This is a genomic window from Atopobacter phocae ATCC BAA-285 (assembly GCF_000526675.1).
In the GTDB taxonomy this organism is placed as follows: domain Bacteria; phylum Bacillota; class Bacilli; order Lactobacillales; family Aerococcaceae; genus Atopobacter; species Atopobacter phocae.
The window spans coordinates 14761-32271 of the sequence record NZ_JAGN01000017.1 but is presented as its reverse complement, the minus strand read 5'-3'; the positions used below and the strand labels follow the sequence as shown (position 1 = coordinate 32271).

Genomic DNA, 17511 nt, shown 5'->3' with positions numbered 1-17511 from the left:
ACCTCTCATGCATTCGCTCAATTTATTAAGGATCACCAAGCCATTCAAAGTATGTCACGTGTAGGAAAATGTATCGATAATGGTCCAATGGAAAACTTTTTTGGCATGCTCAAATCAGAATTATATTATTTAAATAAATATGATACATTTGAAAGTTTAACAAAAGATATTGATCAATATATTCATTTCTTTAACACTAAACGAATCACATTAAAGATGGGTTTAGCTATTCCAGCATAAAAAAACACCTATGGATGAAAAACCATAGGTGCATAAAATTTATTTTTTTACCTGTCTACTTGACAGGGAGCAGTTCACATTAAAGACTAGTCTCTTTTTTGGATATCATTGCCATTAAAGGTTCAAATTTTTTACTTCAAGAGAAACTGGACAGTGATCGCTTCCTAAAATATCAGTATGTATTTTTGCATCAACTAAATGTGGCTCAAGTGCTTCACTAACTACAAAATAATCAATCCGCCACCCAGCATTGTTTTTCCGCGCATTAAAACGGTATGACCACCAAGAATAAATGCCTTCCATATCAGGATAGAAAAAGCGGAATGTATCTAGGAAATTATGATTTAATAAATTAGTCATTTGCGCTCTTTCTTCGTCACTAAATCCTGCATTTTTCCGATTATTTTTAGGGTTTTTTAAATCAATTTCTTGATGAGCAACATTTAAATCTCCACAGTAAATGACAGGTTTTTGTGTTTCGAGTAATTTTAAATAGTTTAATAAATCGGCTTCCCATTGCATACGGTAGTCTAGTCGTTTAAGTTGCGCTTGTGAATTAGGCGTATAGCAGTTTACTAAATAGAAGTCTTCATATTCTAGAGTAATTAAGCGCCCTTCTTTATCATGGGCTTCAATCCCCATGCCATAAGCGACCGATTGAGGCGTATGTTTTGTGAAAATGACGGTACCACTATAACCTTTCTTTTCTGCATAATTCCAATAAGATTCATAGCCTTCAAAACTTAAATCAATTTGACCTTCTTGCAATTTCGTTTCTTGTAAGGAGAAAAAATCTGCATCAAATTGATTAAATACTTCTTCAAAATTCTTTTTCACAATAGCACGTAAGCCATTGACATTCCAACTTACTAATAACATATCGTTCCTTCTTTCTTGTCTAATAGTGTTGTGATTGTTTAGTATATTTCTGAGGAGCATCGGGTATATCATCTGGTTCGACGTGAATATCGATAAAACTAATATGATGTTTCTTTTCTAGAATTTGTTCAATTTCTTCGGTAATTTGATGGCTTTCTCGAACGGTTAATTCAGGATTGACAGAAATAGTCACATCTAAATAGACTTGTGAGCCATAGACACGTGCTTTAACAGAATCAACATGAGATACTAAAGGATGATTAAAAATTGTTTGTTCATAGTCATCAATTTGATGGACTTGGAAGCCATCAGTTAAATCAAAAACGGCATCACGGAAGATTTCAATTGATGTACGTATAATAATTAAAGAGACGAGTCCTCCCATGAGTGGATCTAACCACGGAAAGCCAAACTTTACACCAATTAAGGCTAAAGCTGTCGCAAAGCTGACTAAGCCGTCACTAAGATTATCTTTTGCTGCAGCCCTTAAGCCTTTCGATTGTACACGAGTGGCTAATTGATCATTATACCAGTAGATAGTGAGCATCCAAATACCAGAGATAATCGGGACCATAATGGTTAACCAATTGATGTGAAGTAATGGAGTTGTTTGAAAATTTGAAAATAAATCTTTGAAAATTTGAAAACCAATGAATAGCATAATAATCGATGTTATTAGGCTACTGATGGTTTCGTACTTATAATGTCCATACATATGGTCATCATCTATGGGTTTTTGCGCGAAACGAATGCCCAATAAAACTGTGACACTCGAAATAATATCAGTTAAGTTGTTCAAACCATCTGCTATTAAAGCGCGTGAATGAAAAAAATAACCGGTTGTAATTTTGAATAATGATAAAATAATATAACTAAAGATGCTCAACCAAGTTCCACGCTCAGCCGTTTTTAAACGGTCAAAAGAGGATGGTTCAGGATGATACGAGTCATTCAAAGTGACTCCTCCTTTTGAAAACATAATAGTGCTGAATTAATGAAAATGTAAAGATAACCTTTAGCTTACTGAAAACTATTGACATAAAATTTTGTGCTCATTAAACTTATCATAGATAGAAACCGATAAAAAGTAAAGGTATATTCATCTAATCGGTTGTTTCCTGTTGCTAACCACATAGTGTGTGTGGTATTGATGTCAAAAGTTACTTCCACCAAGCAAATTCTGAATGGTCATAAATAGTTTATGCGAAAAAAGAATGCATTGTACATTAACAAATTATAGTATGATCTATTTTAAAATGAACAATTGTTATTGCAAAAATAATTGGTGTAAGTGTTGGAAAATGATTTTAGCTCATTAATGATTAAATTACAAAACTAATCGTTGTGTTCTGAAATAGACTAATAGAAAGAAGGACTGGAATGATGAAAATAACGCGCGAAGAGATAATAAAAAGTGCTAAACGTGAAAATGTGCATTATTTACGGTTGATGTTTACAGATATTTTAGGACACATTAAGAACGTGGAAGTTCCAATCCGTCAATTAGATAAGGCGCTGGATAATAAAATGATGTTTGACGGTTCTTCAATTGAAGGATTCGTTCGAATTGAAGAAAGTGATATGTATTTATTTCCTGATTTAGATACATGGCTCATTTTCCCATGGACCGATTCAGCAGGTGGAAAAATTGCACGTTTAATTTGTGATGTGCATACAGTAGATGGCTTGCCATTTTCAGGTGATCCACGCACAAATTTAAAACGAATTGTAAAAGAAATGAAAGAACTTGGATTTACACATTTTAACTTAGGTCCAGAACCTGAATTTTTCTTATACAAATTAGATGAAAAAGGACAACCAACGACTCAATTAAATGATAAAGGTGGGTATTTTGATTTAGCCCCAACGGATTTAGGTGAAAATTGTCGACGAGATATTACGCTTGAATTGGAGAAGTGTGGATTTAAAGTAGAAGCAAGTCATCATGAAGTTGGACCAGGACAACACGAAATTGACTGGGAATACTCAGATGTTGTGCAAGCTTGTGACTATATTCAAACATTTAAGTTAATTGTTCGAACGATTGCACGTAAACATGGTTTACATGCGACTTTCATGGCGAAGCCAGAACAAGGTATAGCAGGAAGTGGCATGCATTGTAATGTTTCATTATTTCAAGAAGATGCTAATGCATTTTATAGTGCAAGTGAGTCTTTAGGTTTAAGCCAAGTATGTCGTCAATTTATAGCAGGTGTGCTGGAACATGCAGAAGGATTAACCGCTATTTGTAATCCAACTATAAATTCATATAAGCGTCTGGTTCCAGGATATGAAGCTCCTGTATATATGGCATGGAGTACGCAAAATCGATCACCATTAATTCGTATTCCTGCTTCAAGAGGTAAATCAACGCGTATTGAAGTTCGAAGTGTTGATCCGACAGCTAATCCTTATCTCGCTTTAGCGGCAATTTTGGAAGCCGGATTGGATGGTATTCGACGAGAATTAGTTGCACCAAACCCTGTTGAACAAAATATTTACGCAATGAGTGATAAAGAACGTGAAGAAGCAGGTATTTTTGATCTACCAGCTAGTTTAGATGATGCACTATATGCTTTAATGAATGATTCACTTATTCAAGATGCTATTGGATCACATATTTATAATAATTTTATTGATGCGAAAAAGTATGAATGCGAGCAATATCGTTTACATGTTAGTGAATGGGAAAGAAAAATGTATTTAGACTATTAATGATTGTCAATATAGTAATAAAGCAGCGTATAAAATTTAAAATAAACAAAAATTATATGAAATTTGTCACATAGAGTAGACTTTGTCTGCTCTTTTTTTTATGATGGAATGGCATACATAGACTATAAAAGAAAGAAGGAATTGTAATGAAATTAACAGAACTTATCCATATCAAATATCCAATTATCCAAGGTGCTATGGCGCACATTGCGCGTCCATCTTTAGTCAGTGCGGTTTCAAATGCTGGTGGATTAGGTATTTTGGCTTCTGCAGGCTTAACTGGCGAGGAATTAAGAGATGCAATTCAAGAAACTAAACATTTGACTAATCAACCATTTGGCGTGAACTTGATGTTACAAATGCCTAATATTAAGGAGTTAGTAGATGTTATTGTTGATGAACGGGTAGCAGTAGTAACAACTGGGGCGGGTAACCCAGCGCCAATTATTCCAATATTGAAAGAAGCAGGAATTAAAGTTCTTCCTGTAATTGCAAGTGTTCGTCATGCCAAAAAAATGGCGACATTAGGTGCGGATGGACTAATTGTAGAAGGTCAAGAATCTGGTGGACATATAGGTACAGCATCTACTCTTACACTAATTCCACAAGTAGTCGATGCGGTTGATTTACCTGTAATTGCAGCAGGAGGAATTGCGGATGGTCGTGGAGTTGCTGCAATGTTTGCATTAGGAGCGGTAGGAGTTCAATTGGGTACAGTCTTTTTAGCAAGTGAAGAATGTCCGATTCCTTTAGAGTATAAACAAGCTGTTGTAGAAGCTACTGATCAAGATACAGTTGTTATGGGTCGTTTATATAATCGAGCGGTACGTGTCCTACAGAATGATTTTTCGTCCACTTGTCTAGAAACTGAAAAACAAGGTGTTTCACCAGAAGAGTGGCAAAAAGTAACAAGTGGCTCACTTCTAAGAGCGGTTCAAGGAGAATCTCAGACAGGAGCAATGATGGCAGGTGAGATTAGTGGTTTAGTTCATGATATTCGACCAGTAAAAGAAATTATGGAACATATAATAACTACTTACATTAAAGCTCTTAGCCAACTAAATAAAGAGATATAGTTAAACAAAGCAAACGCTTGCATTGATCTTCTTAAAGAGTTAAACTGGTAGAAGTATTAAGTGAGAGTTTGTTGAAAAGAGGGATGAAATGATTGAGCAAAGTGAAAATGTATTCTTAGGCCAAGAAGATTCAAGAAATTTTCGATTACACATTGCTTCAAATGAACATGGTGATTTGAATCAACAAGGATTATGGGTGTGGGGCGATGTAATGCATCCATCTAAAGAGTGGCCAAATGGCGCATATTCATTTAAAAATGCTCCAACTGATGATTATGGCTATATATTCGACTTTAAATTAAAAAAAGATGCCCATGAAATGGGTGTGCTTATCAATGATCAAAATGGTGCGCATTTTACAAATGATACGATGATTAATTTGCGTATAGATACTATGCGCGAAGCCTGGATGGACCAAGAAGGTCGATTATATTTATATCAGCCGACTTTACCTTTAAATGTTTTAAGAATTTATTACATGCGACAAGATAATGAATACAGTAATTGGCAATTAAAAATAGCTACAGATGATGAATCGTTTGAACAAGCTACAGCATATTCATTTAATCAATCTGGAGCGTACGGACATTATGTGAATTTACCAATTGGTGATAAAGAAACACCTCATGATATAAAAGTACAAATTGTTAATATGGAAACAAATGAAATAAGTCGTGTGTTATCGTATTACGATTTATCGACACATCGTCAATTGTTCATTAATGAGCAGGCACGTACTATTTTTACGAATCCTTACTATATTCGTGAGCAACATCTTGTATCTGCAGAACAAGTGAATGAGGAAATGATTCGTGTAGAGTTTAATACATTACGCGGATTAGATGGACAAGAAGTACGAGAATTATTGGAATTTTATAGTGATGAGCCGCATTACGTCGATATTAAGGATATTAGTATTGAACCACAACATCGCCGGATTATTTTACATGGAGATTTCAGTAATTTACCAGCAAATGCGTATGTTCGTTTTGATCAAAAATCAGTGAAATTGCGCTTAAGTTGGCAATTAAAAGATGAGCGATATTTTTATGACGGTAAATTAGGTGTAGATTGGGAAACGACCTATCCAACACTTCGAGTATGGTCGCCATCTGCAGATGAAGTTAATGTGATTATTTATGATCGTCATAATCAACATCTTGTCTTGAAAGAAATTGCCCTAAATTATACGGAACGAGGCGTATGGACAGTTGAACTTTCACCAGATATTACAGGCTTAAATGATATAAGAGATTACTATTATCATTTAATTATGGTTCATGAAGGTCAAAGAAAGTTAGCGTTAGACCCTTATGCTAAGTCTTTAGCGCAATGGGATGGAAAAGATTCTAATCAATATGTGGCGAAAGCAGCTTTTGTTAATCCGAGTGAAATTGGTCAAGAACTACAATTGGACTTTGCTAATATTCAAGGATTTGAAAAAAGAGAAGATGCAATCATTTATGAAGTACACGTTCGCGATTTCACGAGTGATCCTGAAATTGCCTCTGAATTATCTCATCCGTTTGGAACGTTTGATGCTTTTATTGAGCGACTGGATTATATTCAAGAACTGGGTGTTACACATATTCAGTTATTACCAGTGATGAGTTATTATATTGTCAACGAATTTAAACAGCAAATACGTGAATTACATTATCAAAGTCAAAACAGCAATTATAACTGGGGATATGATCCACAAAGTTATTTTGCACTTTCAGGTATGTATTCTTCTGAACCAAGTAATCCAAATCAACGGATTTTATCATTCAAAAAATTGATAGCGGCTATTCATGAACGAGGCATGGGTGTTATCTTAGATGTTGTTTACAATCATACAGCACGTGTTCACCTATTTGAGGATTTAGAACCGCATTATTATCACTTCATGAATATTGATGGTACACCAAGAGAAAGTTTTGGGGGCGGACGTCTAGGCTCAACGCATGCAATGACTAGACGGTTCATGATCGATTCGATTACATATTGGGTCAAAGAATTTAAAGTAGATGGATTCCGTTATGATATGATGGGCGATCATGATGCAGAAACCATTCAAATGACATTTGATGAGGCGAAAAAGATTAATCCGAATTTAATTATGCTTGGAGAAGGATGGCGTAGTTATGCGGGGGATGAACATGCACCTTACGTCCGAGCTGCTGATCAAGATTGGATGGAATATACAGATTCAGTCGGTGTATTTTCTGATGAGATTCGTAACTTATTGAAATCAGGTTACGGAACAGAGGGACAACCGTGTTTCTTAACAAATGGAGCAAAAAATATTCAAATGATTTATCATAACTTAATTGCTCGTCCATCTAATTTTAGAGCGAATGATCCAGGTGATGTTATTCAATATATTGCGGCGCACGATAATTTGCCGTTACACGATGTGATTGCGCAATCTATAAAAAAAGATCCAGCTTTGCATCAAGAAGAAATTCATCAACGTATTAGAATTGGTAACTTAATGATTTTAACTGCACAAGGTACACCATTTATTCATGCAGGACAAGAATATGGACGAACAAAACAGTTTAAAGATCCAGCATATAAAGAGATTGTGTCAGATGATAGGATACCACATAAATCTGCGGTGTTTACCGATGAAACAGGAGCACCAATTGATTATCCATATTTTATTGATGATTCATACAATTCAACGGATATTATTAATCGTTATGAATGGGCAAAAGCAGTAGATGAGGAGAAACATCCAATTTCTACGACTACACAGCAATTTACTAAAGGGCTTATTCACTTACGCCGTTCAAGTGATGCGTTTAGAATGAATCGCTTAGAAGATATTGATCAGCGTGCAGAATTGATGGATATTCCAGAAATTCAAATGGATGACTTAGCACTAGCTTATTGTCTTACAGCAACTGATGGGACACAATTTGGTATTTTTGTGAATGCGAGTCTATATGAACGAGTATTTACATTAAAAGATTCATATCATTCATTCTTATCGGGCGATATTATTGTTTCAGGGGATGAAGCCGGTACAGAACCGATTGAATCGCCTAGAAATATGGTAATAGAAGAGAATCGTTTGAAAATTGCACCATTGTCGGCAGTTATTATACGTATTGCATCGAGCCATTAAGAACAATAAAATAATGAATAATTGTTATTAAGGTTTATTTTAAGTTGGTGGCAGATAGCCACCAACTTTTTTGAATTTTATGTTAAAATGATAGCAGTAAATTTAAAGGAGAATAAAATGAAAAATAGACGACAAATAATGAGTCTATGTGTTCTTTTGATAAGTCTATGTGTATTGGTCGGCTGTCAGTCGGAAATAGATGTATTGCAATTAACGGATAAAGTTCAAAAGAAAGTGACTACTGTTGAAAATTATCATTTTGAAGTGCGTAGAGAAGATTATGACGTTAAAACAAAAGATGTTATTCAAAAAATGATAGCACAAGGAGCTTCGTGGACGGACGGTCATGGCGAAGGTGTTCGAATTGATAAGAAAAATGGCAAGTACGTGAATAAAATTGAAATGATTTCGGATGGTCGTAATGCTTACTATCGATCATTAGATGGTGATTGGATGCATTCGATGGAAACACAAACAGTTGCTAAAAATATGCTAAGTTTACCTTATACAGAGGCTGCTAAGTTAGCTGAAACTTATTTACCTCAAATGGATTTAATGCGTGAAAAATGGCAAGTAATTGGCGAAGTTTTTGTAACGAAACGTGAGCGAATCGATGAGTTTTTAAAACAAGTCAATCAATCAATGTTAGAAGTTGATCGGTTGAAAATCAATATTGTAATTAATGAAAAGGAACAAACAATCCATGAAGTTCATTTTGAAGGTTACAATGGGCAAAAACAATTATTAGGACAAGTATCTTTTTATTATGAGGGATTGAATCGTCAACATATTCGACAATTGCCAGCGGAGTTGCAATCGGAAAAAGAATAGCAAGAGCTAAAGTAAATGGAATAAGTTAAAAATGATTAACTTTTGCATTTACTTTTTTTAATTTCATTAATTTATCAGACAATAGATTTAATTTTACTTAGTGAATGATATAATAATGACAAACTGGAACAGATTGAGACAATGCATGATTTCGTCATTAAAATGAGAGGTGAGAATAATTAAAGAAAAAGAAATTCAAATGAATTATTCGATGATTAGTTTATTGCAATTTATTTTTTCTATTCTTGTCATTATGTTGCATGTACAGCGTATTTTTCAGGATAATACGCTTCACTATATTCAAAAAAGTATTTTTAGTCGAATGGCAGTCCCATTTTTTATAGTTTCTTCATCATTTTTTATCCATCAGCGAATGTCTAGTTTAAATTATACTCTGAGAGATTACTTAAAAAAGATGATTAAAGTATATTTGGTGTTATCAATTTTGTATTTACCATACGCTTATCTATATATTAGTCCATTTAATTTTTCTTTATTGGCTTTTCCGCTAGTACTGTTTGTCGGACTGGTGTACACTGGATTTTGCTATCATTTATGGTATTTCCCTGCTTTAATAACAGGACATATTATTGTCGCTCAATTAAAAAAACGAGTCAACGACTTCATAGTAGGTAGCGTTCTATTTTTAGTGTACATCGTGGGTACGCTTGAAACATATGCGAGCTATTTTCGACGTTTCGAATGGTTCGAAGGCTATCAATCCTATAGAAAAGTATTTTTCACGACTAGAAATGGTATATTTTTCGTTCCGATATTTATTTATATGGGCTATATTTTGTATAAGTATCGTCATCATTCCATGTTTAGCAAAAATTATACAGTTAAATTGTTAGTGGCATCATGTTTGTTTTTGTTAGAAGCTATTTTTATCTACTTTAATCAAGGTGATGATAAAAACTTTTTTGTTGCACTAGTCCCTTTTTCAACTTTTTTGATGAACTGGGCCACGCGGACACCTTTATTAAGATCTGTTAATATGAGTTATTTTAAAGAAAAAAGTAGTTTTTATTTTTTCTTTCATCCCATTTTCGTTGAACTGGGCTTTTTCCTGACACAAAGTTGGTCTTTGAGTGCTGATCAAAAAGGATTGCTTATCTTTATATTAACTGTAGTAGCTTTGATGAGTTTACTAAGTGTTTTAAAATACTTAAATATTCCATGGGAAAAATATGTGTATTTAAAAAATATGAGATGACAAATTGTATAATCTATAAAAAAAAGACGAGTACATTCTCCGTAAGATAAAAGGTGAATAATCGTCTTTTTTATTATAAAATTTATGAGTTAATTTATTATCAATCGATTTTATTGTTTAGAAGCTGCAATGACTTGTTGAACAGTAGAATCTTCTTTCATACTTTCCATAAATCGAGCTAAATTCGGATATTCAGTATATGATTTTGGTGTCATTTTAGACCAAAGTGCCATGACATAAGCATAGGCATCAGCAACTGTTCGTTTGTCTTTATAAACATGATTGGTATCACCAATTAAATGATCTAAATGATTCATTGCAATGTCAATGCGTTTAAAGGCTGCTTCAACAACAGCATCTTGAGCTTCTTTAGAATCTTCGGTTGTAAAACGATTAGGTGAAAACATGGGCCAAAAAGCAGGATGAAAATCAGCTGAAAGGAAATCCATGATTTCATTAAATTTAAAAATATCCATAATATCTTCATCTGCTCCTAGATTATGTGAAGGATATTTTTGTGCGATAAAATTTAAAATGGCACCTGCCTGTGTCAAAATTTCGTCATTTTCAAATTTTATAGCAGGAACCATACCTAAAGGGTTAACCTCATATAACTCTTTAGATCCAAGTACTACTTTTTCGACGGTGTAATCATCTGCTCCAGCCCACTCAAAGGCAATCCAACAAGCAAGCGCACATGTACCGGGTGCATAAAATAGTTTCATAAAAGTCCTCCTCTATAATATTTAGTACGTTTAGTATATCACGCCTTGAAAGCCGATACATTTATTTAGCTTATATGGATAATCGAAGAATATAATAAAAAAGCACTGAATTTCAGTGCTTCTTTAAGATTTAATCAGCTGTAATAACCATTTCTGTTTCTGAATCAAAGAAGTGTGCTTTGTTCATATCGAATGCAAGAGTAATTTGGTCACCTGGTTTATAGATGTTACGTGCATCTACTTTTGCAACAAATTCAGTTTCACCTAATTTACTATATAGCATACTTTCTGAACCAAGTAACTCTGAAACAACAACTTCTGCTTCAACGTTTTGGTTTGGATGTACATCTAAAACGATAGGTTCAGTTGCGATGTTTTCTGGACGAATACCGAAAATTAATTGTTTGCCATCATATCCTTTAGCATCTAATACTTTACGACGTCCTTCTGGAACTACTAATGTTAATTTATCGCCATCTTTGATGACACCATCTTTGTAAGTTACGTTGAAGAAATTCATTGCTGGTGAACCAATGAAACTTGCAACGAAAACGTTAGCTGGTGAGTTATAAACTTCATAAGGAGAACCAATTTGTTGGATAACCCCTGCGTTCATAATAACGATACGGTCTGCCATTGTCATTGCTTCTGTTTGGTCATGTGTAACATAAATAGTTGTTGTTTTTAAACGACGGTGTAATTTTGCAATTTCCGCACGCATCGCTACACGAAGTTTAGCGTCTAAGTTAGATAGAGGTTCGTCCATTAAGAATACTTTAGCATCACGAACGATTGCACGACCTAGCGCCACACGTTGACGTTGTCCACCAGATAAAGCAGCTGGTTTACGGTCTAATAATTCAGCTAGACCAAGAATTTCAGCAGCATTTTCAACACGTTTTTTAATTTCGTCTTTATCGTATTTTCTTAATTTTAAACCAAAAGCCATGTTGTCATAAACAGTCATATGAGGGTAAAGAGCATAGTTTTGGAATACCATTGCGATGTCACGATCTTTTGGTGCTACGTCGTTCATTACAACGTCACCAATTTTAAGTTCACCTTTTGTGATATCTTCTAAACCTGCGACCATTCGTAATGTTGTTGATTTACCACAACCTGAAGGTCCAACGAAAACAATAAATTCACGATCTTGAATATCTAAATTAAAATCTGAAACAGAATAACGTTCAGCATGATCATACATTTTATATACGGAATCTAATTTAATTTGTACCATTTAAAAAACCCCTTTCATGTTATATATAATTATAATGAAAAGGATTACATTTTACTATGAGCAAAATAACGAAAATCTAATCAATTATCCGTCATATTGCTGAATCATTTCAAAATATGTAACCCACCTTAAAAAATGTGTAAAACAAGGAGTTACAAGTCTGAATAATTAAGGAATGTGATACACTAATTACGAGAGTATAAAAAGGAGTGTAAATAAATAATGGAAAATAAACGTGTACGAGGTTTTGAAGTAGTTACTACTTATTTAGATCAAGAAATTAATTTACCACAGCGTCAAACGAAACATTCAGCGGGTTATGATTTTGAGGCGGCTGAAGATATCACTTTGCCATCTTTTTGGTCAGAAGTTTTTCGTGTATTAATGGCACGGCTATTGAATCAAACAATGGATGGAGAAGCTCCACGTTTGAAACCTAAGTTAGTTCCAACAGGGATTAAAGCGTATATGGGACAAGATGAATATTTGCAACTTACGAATCGTTCAAGTAATCCTTTAAAGCATTTTCTAATTCTACCAAATGGCGTAGGTATTGTAGATAGTGACTATTACGGTAATGAACAGAATGAAGGACATATTTACTTTCAATTAATTAATTATGGCTTACGAGACTATACAATAAAAAAAGGGGAAAGAATTGGACAAGGAATTTTCCAAACTTTTCTAAAAGCAGATAATGAACAAGTGAATCACCAAGAGCGAACAGGTGGTTTTGGATCTTCTGCACGTTAGTTCGTAAGAAAGGGGAATGAAATGGCAAAAAAACAATCAACAACTTTTGTTTGCGATAACTGTGGATATGAATCACCAAAGTGGATGGGAAAATGTCCGAATTGTGGTGAATGGGATTCACTAAAAGAGTTTGTTGAATCAAAAAAAGCAACACCTTTAGGTCAAAATGATACAATACGGCGAAAACCAGTCAAAATCAATGATGTACAATTATCTGCTACTCCACGAATTAAAACGGCTATGCCAGAAATGAATCGAGTTTTAGGTGGTGGGATTGTACCAGGTTCATTGCTATTAATTGGTGGCGATCCTGGAATAGGTAAGTCAACGATTTTATTACAATTGTCTTCGCAATTGACGCATGCAGGTTATAAAGTACTGTATGTGACTGGAGAAGAAAGTGAAAATCAGGTTAAAATGCGGGCGGAACGAATGGAAGATTTTAGTGGTGATTTTTTTGTCTACGCTGAAACAGATATTGGTTTAATTGTTCGCGTAGCGGAGGAATTACAACCTGATTTACTGATTGTAGATTCAATTCAAACAATGGTTCATCCGGATGTTAATGGAGTGCAAGGTTCTGTATCGCATGTTAGAGAAACAACGGCTACTTTGATGCGACTATCAAAAACGAATCAAATAGCGACGTTCATTGTTGGACATGTAACGAAAGATGGGGCTATTGCTGGACCGCGTATGTTGGAACATATGGTAGACACGGTACTATATTTTGAAGGTGAAAAGTTTCAATCATTCCGAATTTTGAGATCAGTAAAAAATCGCTTTGGTTCGACTAATGAAATTGGTGTATTTGAAATGACTTTAAGTGGATTGAGTGAAGTATCTAATCCTTCAGAATTATTCTTGGAAGAACGAGTTAGTGATGCAGCTGGATCAGCTGTGGTGGTGTCATTAGAGGGGACACGCCCCATTCTTGCAGAAGTTCAGTCGCTCGTCACTCCGACTAATTTTGGAAATGCACGTCGAACAACGAGTGGCTTAAACTTAAATCGGGCCATGTTAATTATGGCAGTGTTAGAGAAAAGGGCGGGTTTGCTACTACAAAATCAGGATGCCTATTTTAAATCAACGGGTGGATTACGATTAGATGAACCAGCAATTGATTTAGCTGTAGCAATGAGTGTCGTGTCAAGTTATTATGATGAGCCAACACAAGCGCTAGATTGTTTTGTCGGCGAGATTGGTTTATCAGGAGAAATTCGTCGTGTTAATCGAATTGAAGAACGTATTCGTGAAGTAGAAAAATTAGGCTTCAAACGGATTTTTGTACCTGCTAATAATGTCGAGCGCTTGCCTAAAAGTAGTTTAACAATTGTTGGTGTAAGAACTGTCCGAGAAGCAATAAATAAGGCTTTCCCAAAAAAGTAAAGTAAAATTTTATTGTATAAAATTTTATTTATTTTATAAGAAAACGTTTTTTTTCGTCTTCATCGGGTATAATGGATACTGTTCTGAGTGTCCAGCAAATAAATTTTTATGAAAAAGGAGAGGATATCATGCAAAATAATATGACGCGACGAATTATTCGATTCATATTTGTAGTCATAGGTAGTAGTTTAGGTATTACCTATATGCCAGAAGTGTGGAATTGGCTAAAACTAGCAAATAGTCCAATGAATCATTGGTTTATCAATATATTGGTTGGTGCAATTATTTTTATTATTTTATCTTTCTTATTGATGAACCAAATCATTCAATTAGTACGACGAGTAGAAAATGCAATTAGTAAACAATCACCATTATATCTATTACTTGGAAGTGTAGGTATTATTATCGGTTTACTCATCGCGACATTTATTAGTATAGGGATTAATAGTATTGAGATTCCATTAGTGAAGCAAATTGTTTCACCTATTTTATTTGTTGTATTGGGGTACTTAGGATTCCGTACATTGACCACTCGTTTGGAAGATTTTAAGAAATTATTTCAAATGGGTCGTAATAAATCAGTTGAAGTAGTTCAAGAAGATTCTGTTGTACTGGATCGAAAAGTACAAGACAATTTTAGACAGTATAAAATTTTAGACACCAGTGTAATTATTGATGGCCGTATTTATGATATTTTACAATCAGGTTTCATTGAAGGTACAATTGTTGTTCCAACATTCGTTTTAAATGAATTGCAATTAATCGCTGATTCATCAGATACGTTAAAAAGAAGTAGAGGACGTCGCGGTTTAGATATTTTAAATCAACTTCAAAAAGATGATCAAATCAAATTGGAAATTTATGAAGGAGATTATGAAGATATTAGTGAAGTCGATACTAAATTAATCCGACTGGCAAAAGGGATTGATGGTATTGTCGTGACGAACGATTTTAATTTGAATAAGGTGGCAGAATTTCAAAATGTGCCAGTATTTAATATTAATGCATTAGCGAATGCAGTTAAGCCCGTCGTTATTCCTGGTGAAATGTTAAAAGTTATGATTGTTAAGAATGGAACAGAACGACAACAAGGTGTAGCTTACTTAGAAGACGGAACAATGATCGTAGTTGAAGAAGGACAGCTTCACATTAACGAAACAGTTGATGTCGTAGTAACTAGTGCGCTTCAAACAGCAGCAGGACGAATGATTTTTGCTAAATTAGCACCGGCTAGAAAACGAATTCCAGAAGAAAGTAGTTCTATTCAATAAAATAGATGAGAAGATAAAGTCACTGTTGAGTGACTTTATCTTCTTTTTTTATATCGTATTAGATTTATTTGAAATTGAAGATTAATCAATAAAAAAAGCGCATCGAACTAAATCGATTACGCTATAATAGTTAATTTGTTCATTATATTTAATAATTAAATGTTCTTTTATTTTTGGATTACGTTGATTGATGGAGATTGCTTTTTAATGTCTTGAATGAATTGTTCAAGTACGTGTTGTCCTGCTTCATCCAGAACTTTTAAGCCATCTAAATTAATTGTATGAATGTGGGACCAATCAGTTGTTTTAAAATGTTCAGTTAATTGATTCGCTGAAACAAAGAATAATAGTCCGTGAATATGGATGGTGTCATCCATTTCTTCAATAACTAAACGGGAAGCATTCACAGTGAAGATAATCATATGTAGCAGAATACCACTGAAAATACCAATTGCCAAATTATGTGTGTATACAACAATGCTAATAGTGACAACCATAATAACAAGATCCGATAGTGGTGTTGTTTTAATTGATTTAATGCTTTCCCAATCAAAAGTTTCAAAAGCAACAGTCATCATAATCCCAATAAGCGCAGCAGTAGGGATTTGAATCATAATATCTTTGAAGAAAACAATCAGTACAAGCAATGATAAACCGGCCACTAAAGTAGATAAACGTTTTCGCCCACCAGATTTAACATTGATAACTGATTGACCAATCATAGCACAACCTGCTGGACCACCAAAAAATCCAGTAACAATATTAGCTAATCCTTGTGATTTTACTTCTCGCTGTGTATCACCTTGTGAACCAGTCATGTCATCGACTAATGGAAGTGTTAATAACGATTCTATCAGACCTACCATCGATAAACCGATAGATACAGGTAAAATAATGCCTAATGTTTCGATAGTAAATGGAACGATAGGGAAAGTTAATCCTGGAATCGTACCTGACATATCACCTAAATCGCCCACTGTTTGCAGTTCCACAGAACTAAACATAGTAGTCAATGTAGCTAATACAATAACAATCAATGCAGGAGGGATAGTAGCAAAAAATTTAGGAATAATAAACATACCTAATACAGCGAGAAAAACGACGATATAAGTAGCTTGATTACCACCGACCAGTTGATGCACTTGAGCTAGAAAGATTAAGATAGCTAGCGCATTAACGAATCCTAACATCACCGGCTTTGAAATGAATTTCATCAATCGGTGAATACCTAAGTATCCGAGAAGTATTTGAATAAATCCTGTTAAAATGGTTGCGGCAATCATATATTCAATTCCATAATTCTTGATTAGTGAAACCATAATAAGTGCCATGGATCCTGCAGCTGCAGATACCATAGCAGGTCGACCGCTTGTAAGTGAGGTGATAACTGCTGTTGATACAGATGCGAATAGTGCGGTAATTGGATTAACACCAGCAATGATAGCAAAACCAATCACTTCTGGAATAAGTGCAATGGCAGTAACTAATCCACTTAAAGTATCATTTTTAATATTACCGAACCATTCATCTTTTTTTAAAGTAAATAACATAAATAATTCCTTTCTATTTAACGACTAACGTCGGTATGGCAATGTGCTGAATGACGTTGTGGCTGACACTGCCTAATACGAGTTCTTGAAGAGCATTTAAACCGCGTGTGCCGATAACTAGTAAGTCATAGTCATTCGTATTAATATGATTAATAATTTGAGCAGCAGGATCACCCAATAAAACAATTCCTTCAAAGTTATCCAATAATGGACGAAGTTGATTATTTAAAATGGCTAATCGTTCGGTTTGACGTTGCTCGTAAGATTTTGATAAATCATAGTCTTGATCTTTTAATTGATGAATATCGAAAACCTCTAATACAGTAATAGTAGCTTCTGGGAATCCAATTTGTAATTTTTTGGCTTCATTTAGTGCATGAATGGCATGTTCTGAACCATCAAATGCAACAATTATTTTTTTCATTTATTTCCTCCTTAAGGGAACGTTATGATGAGCATTACTCTATCGTACCATATTTACACTTTAATTACAAAAATTCACTTACTCAAT

At 34.4% G+C, this 17511-nt stretch carries 14 protein-coding genes and 1 pseudogene; 9 read left to right on the top strand and 6 right to left on the bottom strand.

Annotated features, from left to right (window positions below; genetic code table 11):
• Positions 1 to 240, top strand: a 240-nt coding sequence (locus L866_RS0104150) for an IS3 family transposase (RefSeq protein WP_025728974.1), incomplete at its 5' end; no start/stop codon positions are given.
• A gap of 114 nt (positions 241 to 354) precedes the next feature.
• Here L866_RS0104150 and L866_RS0104145 read toward each other — a convergent pair.
• The gene (locus L866_RS0104145; protein WP_025729434.1) at positions 355 to 1119 is read right to left on the bottom strand and encodes an exodeoxyribonuclease III; all 765 of its coding nucleotides are present in this window, start codon (positions 1117 to 1119) and stop codon (positions 355 to 357) included.
• A gap of 19 nt (positions 1120 to 1138) precedes the next feature.
• Positions 1139 to 2074, bottom strand: a complete 936-nt coding sequence (locus L866_RS0104140; protein WP_025729432.1) for a cation diffusion facilitator family transporter — start codon at positions 2072 to 2074, stop codon at positions 1139 to 1141.
• A 425-nt stretch (positions 2075 to 2499) separates the two neighbouring features.
• Between L866_RS0104140 and L866_RS0104135 the strand changes: the two genes are divergently transcribed.
• The 5 genes from L866_RS0104135 to L866_RS0104115 all read left to right on the top strand — a co-directional run bounded on the left by L866_RS0104135 (position 2500) and on the right by L866_RS0104115 (position 10072).
• A complete protein-coding gene (locus L866_RS0104135) occupies positions 2500 to 3834 on the top strand; it encodes a glutamine synthetase family protein (protein ID WP_025729430.1) in 1335 nt (444 codons plus the stop codon).
• Positions 3835 to 3980: 146 nt separating this feature from the next.
• Positions 3981 to 4910 carry an NAD(P)H-dependent flavin oxidoreductase gene (locus L866_RS0104130; protein ID WP_025729428.1) on the top strand — a complete coding sequence of 310 codons (930 nt, stop codon included), beginning with the start codon at positions 3981 to 3983 and terminating at the stop codon, positions 4908 to 4910.
• An 88-nt stretch (positions 4911 to 4998) separates the two neighbouring features.
• Positions 4999 to 8025 (top strand): pullulanase, encoded by a 3027-nt coding sequence (locus tag L866_RS0104125; protein WP_025729426.1) that lies wholly within the window; start codon positions 4999 to 5001, stop codon positions 8023 to 8025.
• 117 nt (positions 8026 to 8142) lie between these two features.
• Positions 8143 to 8856 (top strand): hypothetical protein, encoded by a 714-nt coding sequence (locus L866_RS0104120; protein WP_156919514.1) that lies wholly within the window; start codon positions 8143 to 8145, stop codon positions 8854 to 8856.
• Between the two features lie 169 nt (positions 8857 to 9025).
• On the top strand, positions 9026 to 10072 hold the full coding sequence (locus tag L866_RS0104115; RefSeq protein ID WP_051452860.1) for an acyltransferase family protein: 1047 nt from the start codon (positions 9026 to 9028) through the stop codon (positions 10070 to 10072).
• Between the two features lie 110 nt (positions 10073 to 10182).
• Here the strand turns inward: L866_RS0104115 and L866_RS0104110 are convergent, their stop codons facing one another.
• The gene (locus tag L866_RS0104110; protein ID WP_025729421.1) at positions 10183 to 10797 is read right to left on the bottom strand and encodes a glutathione S-transferase family protein; all 615 of its coding nucleotides are present in this window, start codon (positions 10795 to 10797) and stop codon (positions 10183 to 10185) included.
• 130 nt (positions 10798 to 10927) lie between these two features.
• Complete coding sequence (locus L866_RS0104105) at positions 10928 to 12037, bottom strand: ABC transporter ATP-binding protein (protein ID WP_025729420.1); 1110 nt, start codon at positions 12035 to 12037, stop codon at positions 10928 to 10930.
• A 222-nt stretch (positions 12038 to 12259) separates the two neighbouring features.
• On the opposite strand from L866_RS0104105, the gene L866_RS0104100 reads away from it, so the two are divergent.
• The 3 genes from L866_RS0104100 to L866_RS0104090 all read left to right on the top strand — a co-directional run bounded on the left by L866_RS0104100 (position 12260) and on the right by L866_RS0104090 (position 15450).
• On the top strand, positions 12260 to 12790 hold the full coding sequence (locus L866_RS0104100; RefSeq protein ID WP_025729418.1) for a dCTP deaminase/dUTPase family protein: 531 nt from the start codon (positions 12260 to 12262) through the stop codon (positions 12788 to 12790).
• A gap of 21 nt (positions 12791 to 12811) precedes the next feature.
• Positions 12812 to 14179 (top strand): DNA repair protein RadA, encoded by a 1368-nt coding sequence (gene radA / locus L866_RS0104095; RefSeq protein ID WP_025729416.1) that lies wholly within the window; start codon positions 12812 to 12814, stop codon positions 14177 to 14179.
• 140 nt (positions 14180 to 14319) lie between these two features.
• Complete coding sequence (locus L866_RS0104090; RefSeq protein WP_025729414.1) at positions 14320 to 15450, top strand: PIN/TRAM domain-containing protein; 1131 nt, start codon at positions 14320 to 14322, stop codon at positions 15448 to 15450.
• Positions 15451 to 15860: 410 nt separating this feature from the next.
• Here the strand turns inward: L866_RS0104090 and L866_RS0104085 are convergent.
• Together L866_RS0104085 and L866_RS0104080 are read right to left on the bottom strand one after the other, a co-directional pair.
• Positions 15861 to 17000 (bottom strand): annotated as a pseudogene (locus L866_RS0104085) (SulP family inorganic anion transporter); the annotation flags it as partial.
• 13 nt (positions 17001 to 17013) lie between these two features.
• Complete coding sequence (locus tag L866_RS0104080; RefSeq protein ID WP_025729411.1) at positions 17014 to 17424, bottom strand: universal stress protein; 411 nt, start codon at positions 17422 to 17424, stop codon at positions 17014 to 17016.
• Positions 17425 to 17511: the final 87 nt, after the last annotated feature.